The sequence below is a fragment of the Kaistia granuli DSM 23481 genome (genome assembly GCF_000380505.1).
GTDB classification, from domain to species: domain Bacteria; phylum Pseudomonadota; class Alphaproteobacteria; order Rhizobiales; family Kaistiaceae; genus Kaistia; species Kaistia granuli.
Map to the genome: position 1 here is coordinate 198,011 of NZ_AQYH01000010.1, position 14,007 is coordinate 212,017.

A 14,007-nucleotide genomic window follows, 5' to 3' on the forward strand; every position below is an offset into this window, starting at 1 on the left:
GCTGGGGAAGTTATCTTCAGCGGTGCCATGAGTCTCATTCCGCGCTCGACCTTCAGATTTGCGCTGCGCATCGCCTTGCCGGTCCTTCTCGTGCTGGCAGGATCGATCGTCTTCATGATCGTCGCGCTGACCGAAATGGCCGGCGAAGTCGACCAGATCGACGCCGTGGCGACCGAGCGCTCCGCCGAGGCGTCGCTGCAGGCCCTGCTCAAGCGCTTGCGCGATGCCCATGGCGATTATGCCGTCTGGGATGACGCCGCCGTGGCGCTGTACGGCAAGGTCGACACCGAATTCGCTACCCGCAATTTCAAGGAATCGACGCGTTCCGCCGTCTTCTTCGACGCCGCCTATCTCCTCGACGAGAACGGCCAGCACCTGTTCGCCTATCGTCATGGCGGCGTCGCGCCGCGCGGGCCGCTGGAGGAGTTCGGCTCGCCGCTGCAGGTGATGATGACGGCGCTAGCGCGGAACTATACCGAATATGATGCCCAGGCCGGCATCATGAAGGACCGGTCCGGCGCCATCGCGGCGGTGGCGGTCGGGTCGATCTATCCCACCACGCGCGGCGTTGAGCGCGCCGTCGGCCGGCCGCGTCTGCTCGTGCTCGCCCACACGCTCGACGACCGGTCGATCCGGCGCATGGGCGCCGATTTCGCCATCGAGGGCATGTCGCTCAGCTTCGATCCGAACTTCGACGGCCAGCATGTCCAGCTCGTCGATCCGACCGGCAAGAAGGTCGGGGCGCTGACCTGGCAGTATAACAGCCCCGGCAACGAGGCCTTCCAGCGGGTCGCCCCAGTCGCCTATGTGACGCTCGGGCTGATCGGCCTGACCATCCTGTTCCTGCTCGGCATCGGCTACGCCAATCTGGTGTCGGCGCGCCGGCGCGAGCATCAGGCCGTCTATGACGCGCATCACGACAGCCTGACCGGCCTGCCCAACCGGGCGGCCCTGACCAAGGGGCTCGATGTCGCGGTTCGGCGGGGCGGCACGGAGGCGCTCGCCGTCGTTTTCCTCGATCTCGACGGCTTCAAGGAGGTCAACGACTCCTATGGCCACGATACCGGTGATCGCCTTTTGGAGCGCGTCGCCCGCGGGTTCAAGGCGATCTGCGCCCACAAGGGATTGCTGGCGCGCGTCGGCGGCGACGAGTTCGCCCTTGTGCTCGACAGCCCCGACGCTGTCAGCGCCGCCGAGGAGATCGCCAATCGCCTCGTCCAGTTCCTGCACGCGCCGATCCATCTCGACGGCAGGGTTCTGACCGTCGGTACCAGCGTCGGCATCGCCTTCGCCGACGAGGGCGGAATCTCGGCCGAGGAACTTTTGCGCCGTGCCGATGTCGCCATGTACCAAGCGAAGGAACTCGGCCGCAGCCGCGTCGCCCTCTATGACCGGTCGATCGACGCCGAGAAGCTCGAGCGCCGGCTGCTGGCCGACGATCTCAGAATCGCGCTCAAGGGAAATGCCCTGAAGATCGTCTATCAGCCGATCTACGACGCCGCGACCTTGCGACCGGCGCTGGTCGAGGCGCTGCTGCGCTGGCAGCATCCGGTTCGCGGCGCGGTTCCGCCCGATCTCTTCATCTCCGTCGCCGAGGAAATGGGGCTGATGGACGAGCTCGGCACCTGGGTGCTGCGCCATGCCTGCCTGGACGCCGTGGCGTGGCCGCAGGTTCGCCTCGCGGTCAACGTCTCGGCCGTGCAGTTCCGCAATCCCGGCTTCGATCGGATCCTGGCCTCGATCCTGTCGGAAACCGGCCTGCCGGCCGCGCGGCTCGAAGTCGAGATGACGGAGACGAACCTCGTCTCCTATCCCGATCGCGCGCAGCACATCGTCGCCGTGCTGCGCGTCCTCGGCGTCACCGTGGCGCTCGACGATTTCGGCACCGGCTATTCCTCGATCGGCTATCTCCGGCGCTTCGCCTTCGACAAGCTGAAGATCGACCGCTCGCTCGTGCATGGCGTGTCGGTCGATCCCGAGACGCGACGCCTGTGCGAGGCGACGGTGGCGCTCGGTCTGGCGCTCGACCTCGCGGTCACGGCGGAGGGCCTGGAGACGGAGGCCGACGTCGAGATCATGCGCGCCGCCGGATGCTCGCATCTCCAGGGCTACTACTTCGCCCGCCCGATGACGGCCGCAGCCGTCACCGAGCTGATCGCCCAAGCGGAAGCGGAGCCGGTGGCCGAAGCCCTCCAGCCCGCCTGAGCCCGACGGCCATCGACGGATCAGGCCAGCGTCTTGACGACGGCAGCGATCGCCTTGCCGAGCGTGACCTGCGCGTCGGGATCCAAATGGATGCCGTCATAGGCGCTGGAGCGGATGTGCTGCCCGGCGTCCAGGAAGGCCGTGCCGTGTTCCTTGGCGATCGCAGCGTAGAGCGTCGCGAAAGCCTGCGACTTCGGCAGGCCGCCGGCCAGCATCGGCGTGTATTCCGGCTTCTCGCCGGTGTGGTCGAGCATCGGCGGCGGCGCCACGACGAGGATCTTCGGCACGCCCGCATCGTTGCCGGCCTCGGCCTGCTTGATCACCTTGATCAGCTCGCCGACGCCCTTGGCGATATCCTCTGCCGGCACGTTGAAGCGGGCCTTGAGGTCATTGGTACCCAGCATGATCACCACGACGTCGAGCGGCCGGTGGCTCCTGAGGCAGGGCAGGAGATAGGTCTTGCCGTTCATGTACTCGCCCTCGACCGGGTCGGAGTGAACGGTGGTGCGGCCGGGCAGGCCTTCCTCGACCACGTGCCAGCCTGCGCCGAGCTCGGCCTGGGCAACGCCCGGCCAGCGCTCGTCGCGCCCGTAGCGATCGTCGGGGCGGGGGACCGTCGCGGCGCCCCAGGTGTTGGAATCGCCATAGGCGAGAACTGTCTTCATCGAATGCTGCTCCTCCCGGCGAATCTGCCTCGCCGCTGCGGCATCGATCAAACATCATGGCCCGCATTTCTCAAGCAGGGGGCTTACGCGCGCGCTCCGCCCCTCTACGATCGGCTCGCGTCGGCGGCGCGACTCTCGCCGCGGGACGCGCTGCGTGCCGATGGAGATGATGAATGCGGAAGACCGCCGAGACCGATGTGCCGATCCTGCCGGTGATTGCCGAGCGCTGGAGCCCGCGCGCCTTCGATCCCGAGAAGACCCTGACCGAGGCCGATCTGAAGCCGCTGTTCGAGGCCGCGCGCTGGGCGCCGTCCTCTTCCAACAGCCAGCCCTGGCGCTTCGTCTATGCCTTCCGTGGCGAACCCTTCTTCGACGCGCTGGTCGAATGCGCCGCCGAGGGCAACCAGCCCTGGGTGCGGCGCTGCTCGGTGCTGGGCTATGCGATCGCGAAGACGCATTCCGACAGCGGCCGGGCGCTCTGGCACAATCGCCACGACACCGGCATCGCGCTTGGCTACCTGCTGCTGCAGGCGACCGCCAACGGCCTCGCCGTGCATCCCTTCGGCGGCTTCGACAGCGACAAGGTGATCGCCGCCGCCCATGTGCCCAAGGGCTTCGAGCCCTGCACCGGTATCGGCATCGGCTTCCCCGGCGATCCCGATGTGCTACCGGAGCGCGACCGGGAACGCGAGCTGGGTGGGCGCACGCGCCGTGCCGTGCCGGACTTCGCGTTTCACGGCCCGTGGCCGGAGGGTTGACGGGTCCCGTCGCTATCCTGCGGGGCAAACCCGGTACTGGACATCGTATAATATTATTCAAATATATCACTGCGTTTCAGCCCTGTGCATGGCGTCCCGCAAGTAGGCTGAGAGGTGGCGGACAGTTTTGAGGTGCGTACCCGGAATGTGTTGACATTCGCTCCGGGCCGGATCCCTAATGACGCCCAAGACACGCTGGAGGACATGACTGTCGGGCGACGGAGGAGGGCAGCCGAAGGGCTGTTCCGACGCTACGACAACTAAAAATTGTGTGTCGTTGGGAGGAATGAAATGAGTGACGTGCCGTTTCGCGCGACGAGTCGTCGTACGCTCCTGAAATCTCTCATGGCTGGTGTCGGCGCCGTCGCGATTGGCGGCGGCATGGGCCCGGCCTTTGCCGAGGATCGCACCCTCGTCATCAACACCAATATCGGCGGCGAGGGCCAGCGCAAGCTGATGGCCCAGTTCATCGAGGAGTTCACCAAGGAGACCGGCATCAAGGTCCAGCAGAACGCGATGGACCATGAGGGTTACAAGACCGCGATCCGCAACTTCCTGGTCGCCAATCCGCCGGATGTCTGCCTGTGGTTCTCGGGCGACCGCATGCGCGCCTTCGTCAATCGCGGCCTGTTCGACGACATTTCCGACCTCTGGGCCAAGGAGGGCTGGGCCGACAAGGTCGGCGCGCTGACCACGACCGTCACGGTCGACGGCAAGCAGTATGGCGTGCCGACGGGCGCCAGCTTCTGGGGCATCTGGGCGCGCAAGGACCATCTCGACAAATATGCCGGCGGCAAGGCGCCCGAGACCTGGGAAGAGCTGATCGTCTTCGGCGACAAGATGGTGGCGGACGGCATCTCGCCCTTCGCGATCGGCACCAAGGATCTGTGGCCGACGGCGGCGTGGTTCGACTATCTGAACCTCCGGATCAATGGCTACGATTTCCACATGCAGCTGATGGCGGGCGAGGCGTCCTACGAGGATCCGAAGCTCGATGCCGTCTTCGACAAGTGGCAGGAGCTGATCGACAAGAAGTTCTTCATTCCGAACCACACCTCCTATGACTGGCAGGGCGCGGTGCCGTTCCTGCTGCAGGGCAAGGCCGGCATGTATCTGATGGGCCAGTTCCTGACCCGCAACATCCCGCCGGCCGACCTCGACAAATACACCTATCTGCAGTTCCCGGTGATCGACGCGGCGGTGCCGACCGCCGAGGAATTCCCGGTCGATTCCATGCACATTCCGTCGGGCGCCAAGAACAAGGACCTGGCGCGCCAGTTCCTCACCTTCTTCTACCAGCCCGAGCGGCTGGCGCTCTGGGTCGAGCCGGAAGGCAACATCCCGACGCGTTCCGACGTGCCGGCGCTGAAGAAGGACTGGCTGCTCGAGAAGGGCCAGGCGATCCTGAAATCGGCGAAGTCGGCCTCGCAGTACTACGACCGCGACACCGATCCCGACATGGCGCAGATCGGCATGAACGGCTTCCAGCAATTCATGTCCGATCCCTCCAGCCGTAAGCAGGTGCAGGCGCGGCTCGAGCAGGCGCGCAAGCGCATTTACAAGAAGAGCTGAGACGAATGGCCGGCCGGCGCGGCCTTCGGGTCGCGCCGGCTTCGCGCCGCGCAGGGTGGACGGACAGGGCCAGTTGCCCGCCCTCCGCTGCTGCCTGGCGGTGACAGTACCGAGTGGACAGAGCCTTGATGTCAGACGTCTTGCGAGCTTCCAGCGGCCGAACCCGGGACAGGCGGTTGCCGTCCTCCTGGTGGCGACGGCACCGGGAGTGGATCACACCGGCGCTGCTGCTCGCCCCCGGGCTGATCCTGTTCCTGCTGATCATCGTCATCCCGACCCTGCAGAGCTTCCGCATCAGTCTCTACGACTGGGACGGCATGGGGCCGATGAGCTGGGTCGGGCTCGGCAATTACCGCGAGCTGATCGTCGATCCGCAGTTCCTCACCAGCCTGCGCAACAACGTCATCTGGCTGGTGCTGTTCCTGATCGCGCCGGTCGGCGGGCTGGCGCTGGCGCTGCTGGTCAACCAGAAGATCCGCGGCATCCGCCTCGCCAAATCGCTGTTCTTCATGCCCCTGGTGCTGGCGCCGGTGACGGTCGGCGTCGTCTACAGCTGGTTCTACGATCCGACCTTCGGCATGATGGCGCTGATCTTCCAGGCTTTCGGTGCGACCGCGCCGGCGATCCTTTCTGATCCTGAGCTCGTCACCTTCGGCATCGTCGCGGCGGCGCTCTGGCCGCAGGTTGCCTTCTGCATGGTGCTGTTCCTGGCCGGGCTCAACAATCTCGACGAGGACGTGCTCGGCGCTGGTCGCGTCGATGGCGCGCGTGGCTTCCTGATGTTCTGGCATGTCGTGCTGCCGCAGCTGCGCGCCGCCAGCTTCATCGCGCTCACCGTGACGGTGATCGGCGCGCTCCGCAGCTTCGACCTGATCGCGATCATGACCCAGGGCGGTCCCTACGGGTCGTCGTCGGTGCTCGCCTATCAGATGTACGAGCAGGCGATCTTCTCCTACCGCATGGGCTATGCGGCGGCGATCGCGACCGTCCTGTTCGCCGTCATGGCGGTGTTCATCACCTGGTATCTCTCCCGCGTCGTGCGCGCCGAGCGGAGGCGCGACCGATGAGCTATCCGTTCCCCGTCCAGCAGGCGCGCCCGGCGATCCGCGCGCTCTATCCCGTCGCCATCATCGTGGTGCTCACCCTCTGGCTGCTGCCGCTCTTCGCCATTTCCCTGACCTCGATCCGGACGTCCGAGGATCTGATGGTCGGCAATTACTGGGGCTGGCCGAAGAGCTTCAACCTTCTTGAGAACTACCAGGCCGTGTTCACCCAGACGGCGATGGCGCGCTTCTTCTTCAATTCGCTCGTCATCACGCTGCCGACCGTGTTCTTCGTCATGATCCTGTCGACCATGATGGGCTTCGTGCTGGCGCGCTATCGCTTCCGCGGCAACATGCTCCTGTTCGCGCTCCTGATCGGCGGCAATTTCATCCCGCACCAGATCCTGATGATCCCGGTGCGCGACTTCATGCTGAAGGTCGGCCTCTACGACACGCCCTATGCGCTGATCCTGTTCCACACCGTGTTCCAGACCGGCTTCGCGACGCTGTTCATGCGCAATTTCATCGCCGAACTGCCGGGCGAACTGTTCGAGGCGGCGAAGGTCGAGGGCACCTCGCCCTGGCAGGTGCTCTGGCACATCGTGACGCCGCTGGTGCGGCCGGCGCTCGCCGCGCTCGGCGTGCTGATCTTCACCTTCGTCTGGAACGACTATTTCTGGGCGCTGGTGCTGACCCAGGCCGACACGGTCCGCCCCGTCACCGCCGGCCTCGCCACGCTGCGCGGTCAGTACGTCACCGCCTGGAACATCATCGCCGCCGCGACGGTACTTGTCGCCATTCCCCCGGTCGTGATGTTCTTCCTGATGCAACGCCATTTCGTCGCCGGACTGACGATGGGCGCGGTCAAGGGCTAGGCGACCGATACCCGATCTGCAAACCTTCCGCCGGTGAATGAGCGCCGGACGATGTTCAACGAGAGAGACTGATATGACGACTGAGGGCAAAAGCCAGGATCCGGTTCGCTGGGGCATCATCGGGCCCGGCGGCATCGCCAAGGCGTTTCGCGACGGCCTGACCCATTCGAAGACGGGGCGGCTCGTCGCGATCGGTACGCGCAATCCGGCCAAGCCCGGCCTCGCCGAAGATTTCCCCGGCGCCCGCATCCATGACGGCTACCAGGCGCTGCTCGACGATGCCGAGGTCGAGGCCGTCTACATCGCGACGCCGCATCCCGGCCACGCCGAATGGGCGATCAAGGCGGCCGAGGCCGGCAAGCATGTGTTGGTCGAGAAGCCGCTCGGCCTGACCGCCTACGAGGCCGAGGCGATCTTCCATGCCCACAGGAAGGCTGGCACCTTCGCCGGCGAAGCCTTCATGTACCGGCTCCATCCGCAGACCAAGCGGCTCTACGACCTCGTCGCCGAGGGCGCGATCGGCGAGGTGCGCGCCATCAAGTCGAGTTTCGGCTTCGCCATGCCGAAATTCGATCCCGAGCACCGTCTCTACGCCAATGACCTCGCCGGCGGCGGCATCATGGATGTCGGCTGCTATCCGGTCTCGATGACGCGGCTGATCGCTGGCGCGGCTTCCGGCAAGCCGTTCCTCGATCCGGTCCAGGTCCAGGGCTCGGCGCATCTCGGCCAGTCCGGCGTCGACGAGTGGGCGGCGGCGATCCTCACCTTCCCGAATGACATCATCGCCGAAGTCTCCTGCAGCGTGTCGCTGGCGCAGGACAACATGCTGCGCATCCTCGGCACCAAGGGGCGCATCGAGGTCTCCGACTTCTGGTTCGCCGGCGGCAAGCAGGGCGGCACCGGCACGATCCGCATCGTACGCCCGGACGGCAGTGTCGAGGCGATCGAGGTGGTCGAGCCCGGCTGGCTCTATTCCTTCGAAGTCGACGCGGCGGGCGAGGCGATCCGCGCCGGCAAGCAGGAGCTGGCGTCGCCGGGCATGAGCTGGGCCGACACGCTCGGCAATCTCCGGACGCTCGACAAGTGGCGCGCCAATGTCGGCCTCGTCTTCGGCATCGAGACGGCGGCGCGCAAGACCAACACCATCAAGGGCGCCAAGCTCTCGCGCGGCGCTAAGTCGATCCCGAAGCGCCAGCTTCCGGGCGTCAGCCAGCCGACCTCGGTGGCCGCACTCGGCTTCGAGTTCTTTCCGGATTTCGCCAGCGCCTCGGTATTGCTCGATGCCTTCCACGAGGCGGGCGGCAATCTGTTCGACACCGCCTACATCTATGCCGGCGGCAAGACGGAGAAGATCCTCGGGGACTGGCTGACCAGCCGCGGCGTGCGCGACGAATCCGTCGTCATCGGCAAGGGCGCGCATTCGCCGCTCGTCTATCCCGATGTCATCGGCAAGCAGCTGACCGAGACGCTCGACCGGCTCAAGACTGACCATGTCGACATCTACTTCATGCACCGCGACAATCCGGACGTTCCGGTCGGGGAGTTTGTCGATGCGATGGATGCCGAGGTGAAGGCCGGCCGCATCCGGGGTCCGTTTGGCGGCTCGAACTGGACGCGCGAGCGCATGGACGCGGCGATCGCCTATGCCGAGGCGAACGGCAAGCAGAAGCCGGGCGCGCTCTCCAACAACTTCTCGCTCGCCGAGATGCTCGATCCGATCTGGGCTGGCTGCGTCGCCGCCTCGGACGATCCGTGGAAGGCGTGGCTGAACGAGCGCCAGATCCCGAACTTCGCCTGGTCGAGCCAGGGCCGGGGCTTCTTCACCGACCGCGCCGGTCGCGACAAGCATGATGACGAGGAGATCGTGCGCGTCTGGTATTCGGAGAAGAACTTCGGTCGTCGCGACCGGGCGATCGAACTCGCCAAGAAGCTCGGCCGCGACCCGATCCACATAGCGCTCGCCTATGTGCTGGCGCAGCCCTTCCCGGTAGTGCCGCTGATCGGCCCGCGCACGCTGGCCGAACTCGAGGACAGCCTCTCGGCGCTCGACATCAACCTGACGCCCGAGCAGGTCGCCTGGCTCGACAAGGGCTGAGCGGATCGACTCCGGGCCTCATCCCGACCCTCTCCCGCAAGCGGGAGGGGGAGATCGCCGGGGCCCCCACTTGCCGTCGTCCCGGGCTCGACCCGGGATCCATCCAGCCGGGATGACGGCCGCGCGAAACTCCCGGATGCGCGGCTGCATGGATCCCCCCTTCGCGGGATGACGGGGTACGCGGGAATTCGGTTGCAGCTCTGCAGACGGCAGGCGCGTTCGACGCCTTGCCTCGCATTCACCACCTGCTCGTGGCGAGCCGAGCGTGCCTTCGCTATCGAAGCCCGCGCTCTATTCCATTTCCGCGTCGCGCGACGAGGTCGTCGACATCGTCATCTGCGTCGAGGACGCGGGACGGGCGTGCAGCACGGCGGCGGCGAGCCAGCGGTTGAGCGCCTTGTACTGGCTGCGCAGCGCCTCTTCGCGCAGTGCCGCAGCGCTGGGGCGCGGGGTCTTGGCTCGGCTGGACATTTCGACTTCTCCTCTACCCGCCGCCGCGCTCAGGCGCAGCGGTCACGTCTTTCCGGTATCTCGTCCGGGGCGCCAGTCGGCTCCGGGCCGAGCGGCAGATCCGCCAGTTCACGCAGGTTTCGTGTCCAGAGTGTGGACTCCGAAGAATCATTTTCATTGCCGGCGACCGGGACCGGTTCGGCCGCCCAGTCGACGATGGCTTTGATGAGCCCCTGGATCGTCATGGTTCATCTCCTCGGCTGACGTCGAGGCAGCATGGTCCTAAACCGATCGCGGCGGTATCGACATGATCTCGGTCACACTTTAGAAAATCTATATGGCCGATCCGTTCAAAGTTCCGCTCAACGCCCTGCGGGCTATAGAAATCGTCGCGCGCGGCGGCACGCTTTCGGTCGCCGCCGCCGAGCTCGGCGTGACGCCGGGCGCGGTCAGCCAGCACATTCGCCGCGCCGAGGCGCGATTGGGCGTGGTGCTGTTCGAGCGGACGCCGCGCGGCCTGACGCCGACGCCGGCGCTCGATGCGGCATTGCCGCTGCTGTCGGCCGGGTTCCGGCAGGTGGCGGAGGCAGTCTCGGTGATCGAGGGCGACCGGCGCGGCATGCTGACCATCACCACGGCGCCGACCTTCGCGGCGCGCTGGCTGGTGCAGCGCCTCGGCCGCTTCACGCGCCAGAACCCCGATATCGAGATCCGCTTCGTCGCGACGACCGACGTGGTCGACCTGGCGCGCAGCGATGTCGACTGCGCCATCCGGCTCGGGCGGGGCAACTGGGCCGGCATCGTCGCCGAGAAACTGTTGCCGCAGCCTTTCTTTCCGGTCTGCGCGCCGAACTGGCGCGACGCGCTGAAGACGCCCGCCGATCTCGGCCACGTCCCTGTCGTCATCGACGAGGGCACGATGGTCGACTGGCCGGCGTGGTTCCGCGCGGCCAACGCGCCGATGCCGAAGCTCGCAGGCCCGGCCTTCACCGATCCGGTGCTGGCGCTCGAGGCGGCGCTGTCGGGGCAGGGGGTGATGCTGGCCTGGCAGATGGTGGTGCAGGACGCGCTCGACGCCGGCCGCCTCGTCCGGCCCTTCGCGGCGGAGGCGAAGACGGATCTCGCCTATTGGTTCGTGACGACCGAGGCGAAAAGGAGGAGCCGCAAGGTGCGGCTCTTCCATGACTGGCTCACGCGCGAGATGGCATTGCCACCGGGCTCAGCCTGAGGCGGGCAGGGCGCTTTCCGCATATGCCGTCGCATAGTCGGCGCTGGGCGGGATCGGCTTGATCACGTCGATCAGCACGCCGTTCGGATCGGCGGTGATGAAATGGCGCTGGCCGAACGCCTCGTCGCGAAGCTCCAGCAGCATGGGCAGGCCGGCCCCCTTGAGGCGGGCATGCTCGGCGTCGACATCCTCGACCTCGAAATTGAGCAGCAGGCCGGAGACCGTGCCACGCCCGATTGCCGGGATCGTCTCGTGCGACCCGTCGAGGACAGCGAGATTGACGCTGGCGTCGTTCATCGATTGCAGGTGCACGTACCAGTCGGTTTCGAACAAAACGGCGAAGCCGAAATGCGCCTGATAGAAGGCCGCCGTGCCGGCGACGTCGCGCGTCATGATGACGGGATAGTAGCTGGTGATCTTCATCGGGGTCTCCATGGCTTTCCGGGCTTCCTGAATTGACATACAGTCTGCATGTTTCCTTTCATTAACATACAGGCTGTATGTATGCAATCGCCGCGCAGCAACCAGGACCGCACCGAGAAGACCCGCGCCGCGTTGATCGCGGCGGCGCGGGCGCTGTTCGTCGACAAGGGCTATGCCGAGACGGCGACGCCGGAGATCGTGACCGCCGCCGGCATCACGCGCGGCGCGCTCTATCACCATTTTCGCGACAAGCGGGACCTGTTCCGGGCGGTGGCGGAGGCGGAGGCGAGGGCGGTGGCCGAGGATATCGAGCGTGGAGCGGAAGCCAGAGACGATCCGGTCGAGGCGCTTCTCGCCGGCAGTCGCGCCTATCTCGACGCGATGGCGGCGCCCGGCCGGACGCGGCTGTTGCTGATCGAGGCGCCGGCCGTGCTCGGTCTTGCCGAGACGCGCGCGCTCGACGAGGCGCATGCCGCGCGCACCCTGCGGGAAGGACTCGCCGAGGCCGGCATCGCGGAGGGGGCCGAGGCCCTGGGCGACCTCGTCTCGGCCGCCTTCGACCGTGCGGCGCTGGCGATCGACGCCGGCGGCGGCCGGGCCGTCTATGAAGCGTCGCTTTCGCTTCTTATAAGGCGACTGGTGTCGTGATGCGCTCGGCCCGGCGGGCCGGCATCGACGGGCTGACAGGCAGGAAAGAACTCACATGACCGATTGGAAGGACCGGGTCCGGGAGCGCGAGCGTGTGCTGCTCTCCGACAATTGGGGCCGGCTGCACAAGAACGTCTTCGATTACCGCCGCTCCGACGGCACCTGGCAGGAACAGGTCCGCGAGACCTATGACCGGGGCGACGGCGCGGCTGTGCTGCCCTACGATCCGGATCGCGGCACGATCCTGCTGATCCGCCAGTTCCGCTATCCGGCTTTTGTCCGGGGGCATGTCGAGCCCCTGATCGAAGCCTGCGCCGGCCTGCTCGATGCCGACGATCCCGTCACCTGCATCAGGAAGGAAGCGGAGGAGGAACTCGGCGTCACGCTCGAGGCGCCGCGCCGCATCATGGTCTCGTTCATGTCGCCCGGCAGCGTCGTCGAGCAGCTGCACCTCTTCGTCGCGCGCTACCAGCCCGGCGATCGCACCGGCGATGGCGGCGGCCACGAGCATGAAGGCGAGGATATCGAGGTGTTGGAGCTTCCGTTCGACGAGGCGCTGGCCATGGTCGATGACGGCCGCATCTGCGACGCCAAGACGATCATGCTGATCCAGTACGTCGCGCTGAAGGGCCTGCTCGACACCTGACTTCGATTAAGCCGACGGTGTCGTTGGCCCGATAGCCGGCGCCGCCCAGCGCGTCCCGGCGTCGTCGCTCAGCCGTCGCGGCCGGCGTCATAGCTCCGGCGGGAGGCGCGGATCGCGTCGTGATGCGCGCTCGCCCAGCCGGTCAGCACCTTCATCGGCTCGGCCAGCGAACGGCCGAGATCGGTCAGCGCATATTCGACCTGCGGCGGCGTGGTCGGGAACACCTCGCGGCTGACCAGGCCGTCGCGCTCCAAGCTGCGCAGCGTCACCGTCAGCATGCGCTGCGAGATGCCGGTGACCGCGCGCTTCAGAGCATTGAAGCGCTGCGGTCCCGTCGTCAGCTGCAGCACCGTCAGATAGCTCCAGGCATCGCCCAGCCGGTCCAGCACGTCGCGGACGGGACACGCTTCGGCGGGAAGCACGGTCATGCCGGCGAACGGTCCGTTCACCAGCGGCGTTCCAATCGTCTTTTCCGCCGCTGGCGACGCAGCGATGAAATCACGCGTTTCTGCCATTTCGTTCATGTTTCGGCTCCGTCCTGGCCGCGAGGTGGTTCCCTCGCAGTGCCCTGGTGCCGCGCAGATGCGTCCTTCCCGCATTCAAGTCAAGCGCTTAGTTACCGATCGTAACCGCGATGGATGCGGCGTGAGGCAGCGGAACGCACGCCTTGCATAAGTGGAAAAGGATCGAAACGATGAAGATCGCAGTCATTGGCGCGACGGGCTTTGTGGGCGCGACGGTCGTCGCGGAGGCGCTGGCGCGCGGCCATGCGGTCGGGGCGATCGCCCGCCATCCGGAAAAGCTCGCCGATGCGCCGGGCCTCACCAGGATCGCCGGCGACGTGCTCGACGCCGACCGGGTCGCGGCGCTGGTCGCCGGCTACGACTATGTCGTCAGCGCCTACAATCCCGGCTGGACCAATCCCGACATCTATAATGAGTACCGCAAGGGCGCGGCGGCCATCGTCGCCGGCGTCAAGAAGGCGGGCCTGCCGCTGCTGGTCGTCGGCGGCTTCGGCAGCCTCGAAGTAGCGCCGGGCGTGCAGGCGGTCGACCTGCCGGAATTCCCGGAGGCCTGGAAGCCGGGCGCGCTGGCGGCGCGCGACGGCCTGAACGAGATCCGCAAGGAGACGGAGCTCGACTGGACCTTTGTGTCGCCCGCCGCCATCCTCGAACATGACACGCCGCGCACGGGCCATTATCGCCTCGGCCTCGACAATCCGGTCGTCGATCCGGCGACGGGCACGGCCCATATCTCGGTCGGGGATCTCGCCGTCGCCATTCTCGACGAGGCGGAGAGCCGCAAGCATACGCGCCGGCGCTTCACGGTCGGCGCCTGATCCGGCCCGAACAAGAAAACGCCGCCCGGATCGCTCCGGGCGGCGCCTTCGACAATGTCG

15 protein-coding genes are annotated in these 14,007 nt (G+C 66.6%); 10 read left to right on the forward strand and 5 right to left on the reverse strand.

Annotated features, from left to right (window positions below; genetic code table 11):
- Nucleotides 1-27 precede the first annotated feature (27 nt).
- The gene (locus tag G342_RS24375) at nt 28-2,205 is read left to right on the forward strand and encodes a putative bifunctional diguanylate cyclase/phosphodiesterase (protein ID WP_018184187.1); all 2,178 of its coding nucleotides are present in this window, start codon (nt 28-30) and stop codon (nt 2,203-2,205) included.
- Nucleotides 2,206-2,225: 20 nt separating this feature from the next.
- Here G342_RS24375 and G342_RS0116070 read toward each other — a convergent pair whose 3' ends face one another.
- Nucleotides 2,226-2,870 carry an SGNH/GDSL hydrolase family protein gene (locus tag G342_RS0116070; protein WP_026304507.1) on the reverse strand — a complete coding sequence of 215 codons (645 nt, stop codon included), beginning with the start codon at nt 2,868-2,870 and terminating at the stop codon, nt 2,226-2,228.
- Between the two features lie 173 nt (nt 2,871-3,043).
- Here G342_RS0116070 and G342_RS0116075 point away from each other — a divergent pair, with 173 nt between their 5' ends.
- The 5 genes from G342_RS0116075 (at nt 3,044) to G342_RS0116095 (ending at nt 9,213) form a co-directional block, all read left to right on the forward strand.
- Entirely contained in the window at nt 3,044-3,628 is a 585-nt protein-coding gene (locus G342_RS0116075) for a nitroreductase family protein (protein ID WP_018184189.1), read from the forward strand.
- Between the two features lie 345 nt (nt 3,629-3,973).
- Entirely contained in the window at nt 3,974-5,200 is a 1,227-nt protein-coding gene (locus G342_RS0116080; protein ID WP_018184190.1) for an ABC transporter substrate-binding protein, read from the forward strand.
- Nucleotides 5,201-5,328: 128 nt separating this feature from the next.
- Complete coding sequence (locus tag G342_RS0116085) at nt 5,329-6,267, forward strand: carbohydrate ABC transporter permease (protein ID WP_083931248.1); 939 nt, start codon at nt 5,329-5,331, stop codon at nt 6,265-6,267.
- On the forward strand, nt 6,264-7,118 hold the full coding sequence (locus G342_RS0116090) for a carbohydrate ABC transporter permease (RefSeq protein ID WP_018184192.1): 855 nt from the start codon (nt 6,264-6,266) through the stop codon (nt 7,116-7,118). The genes G342_RS0116085 and G342_RS0116090 overlap by 4 nt, the downstream gene beginning before the upstream one ends.
- A gap of 73 nt (nt 7,119-7,191) precedes the next feature.
- Nucleotides 7,192-9,213 (forward strand): aldo/keto reductase, encoded by a 2,022-nt coding sequence (locus G342_RS0116095; RefSeq protein WP_018184193.1) that lies wholly within the window; start codon nt 7,192-7,194, stop codon nt 9,211-9,213.
- Between the two features lie 291 nt (nt 9,214-9,504).
- Here G342_RS0116095 and G342_RS0116100 read toward each other — a convergent pair whose 3' ends face one another.
- Together G342_RS0116100 and G342_RS0116105 are read right to left on the reverse strand one after the other, a co-directional pair.
- The gene (locus tag G342_RS0116100) at nt 9,505-9,684 is read right to left on the reverse strand and encodes a hypothetical protein (protein WP_018184194.1); all 180 of its coding nucleotides are present in this window, start codon (nt 9,682-9,684) and stop codon (nt 9,505-9,507) included.
- A gap of 29 nt (nt 9,685-9,713) precedes the next feature.
- A complete protein-coding gene (locus G342_RS0116105; RefSeq protein WP_018184195.1) occupies nt 9,714-9,908 on the reverse strand; it encodes a hypothetical protein in 195 nt (64 codons plus the stop codon).
- Between the two features lie 92 nt (nt 9,909-10,000).
- Between G342_RS0116105 and G342_RS0116110 the strand changes: the two genes are divergently transcribed.
- A complete protein-coding gene (locus G342_RS0116110; protein WP_018184196.1) occupies nt 10,001-10,891 on the forward strand; it encodes a LysR substrate-binding domain-containing protein in 891 nt (296 codons plus the stop codon).
- On the opposite strand, the gene G342_RS0116115 is transcribed toward G342_RS0116110, so the two are convergent.
- Nucleotides 10,883-11,314, reverse strand: coding sequence for a VOC family protein (locus G342_RS0116115; RefSeq protein ID WP_026304509.1), 432 nt, complete (start codon nt 11,312-11,314; stop codon nt 10,883-10,885). The two genes, G342_RS0116110 and G342_RS0116115, sit on opposite strands and share 9 nt — an antisense overlap.
- Before the next feature lie 81 nt (nt 11,315-11,395).
- Here G342_RS0116115 and G342_RS0116120 point away from each other — a divergent pair, with 81 nt between their 5' ends.
- Entirely contained in the window at nt 11,396-11,962 is a 567-nt protein-coding gene (locus tag G342_RS0116120; protein WP_018184198.1) for a TetR/AcrR family transcriptional regulator, read from the forward strand.
- Between the two features lie 55 nt (nt 11,963-12,017).
- Nucleotides 12,018-12,608, forward strand: a complete 591-nt coding sequence (locus G342_RS0116125; RefSeq protein ID WP_018184199.1) for an NUDIX domain-containing protein — start codon at nt 12,018-12,020, stop codon at nt 12,606-12,608.
- A 68-nt stretch (nt 12,609-12,676) separates the two neighbouring features.
- On the opposite strand, the gene G342_RS24380 is transcribed toward G342_RS0116125, so the two are convergent.
- Nucleotides 12,677-13,132, reverse strand: a complete 456-nt coding sequence (locus G342_RS24380) for a winged helix-turn-helix transcriptional regulator (protein ID WP_018184200.1) — start codon at nt 13,130-13,132, stop codon at nt 12,677-12,679.
- A 170-nt stretch (nt 13,133-13,302) separates the two neighbouring features.
- Here G342_RS24380 and G342_RS0116135 point away from each other — a divergent pair, with 170 nt between their 5' ends.
- Entirely contained in the window at nt 13,303-13,947 is a 645-nt protein-coding gene (locus G342_RS0116135) for an NAD(P)-dependent oxidoreductase (protein ID WP_018184201.1), read from the forward strand.
- The last annotated feature ends 60 nt before the right edge of the window (nt 13,948-14,007 follow it).